A 646-nucleotide genomic window follows, 5' to 3' on the forward strand; every position below is an offset into this window, starting at 1 on the left:
GTTTATGGCATCCCGAACTGCGACACCGTGAAGAAAGCCCGCGCCTGGCTGACCGAGCGCGCCGTGCCGCACGAGTTCCACGACTTCAAGAAACAAGGTGTGCCCGAGCCGCGCCTGGCGCATTGGGTGGCCCAGGTGGGCCTGGAAAAACTCGTCAACCGCAAAGGCACCACCTGGCGCCAGCTGGACCCGGCCGTGCAGGCCGGCCTGACCGACGAAGCCAGCGCCCGCGGCCTGATGGCGCAGCACGCCAGCGTCATCAAGCGCCCGGTGGTGGAATGGAGCAACGGCAGCGTGACCGTGGGCTTCGCCCCGGACGACTGGGCCGAACGCGGCTGAAACCCCACCCCGGCCGACGCGTCCAGGCACCTGCCCGCCTGCGGCACCAACGCCTCCCCTAAAATGCAGGGTTGACCTGGCCGTTCTGCGCGGCCACCCCCTGTTCAGCCACCTTTTCCACCCCACCCCCATGAGCACCACCCAAATCTCCGGCGTGTCCGTCAACACCCAAGCCAGCGTGTACTTCGACGGCAAGTGCGTCAGCCACGGCATCACCTTCCCCGATGGCACCAAGAAGTCGGTGGGCGTGGTGCTGCCCGCCACCCTGACCTTCAACACCGGCGCACCGGAAATCATGGAATGCGTG

2 protein-coding genes are annotated in these 646 nt (G+C 67.0%); both read left to right on the forward strand.

The window, feature by feature from the left end:
- Positions 1-339: arsenate reductase (locus HA630_RS01540; RefSeq protein WP_166832161.1), on the forward strand; the 339-nt coding region annotated here is incomplete at its 5' end.
- 130 nt (positions 340-469) lie between these two features.
- Positions 470-646, forward strand: a 177-nt coding sequence (locus tag HA630_RS01545) for a pyrimidine/purine nucleoside phosphorylase (protein ID WP_166832162.1), incomplete at its 3' end; no start/stop codon positions are given.

This window comes from Aquabacterium sp. A08 (assembly GCF_011742065.1).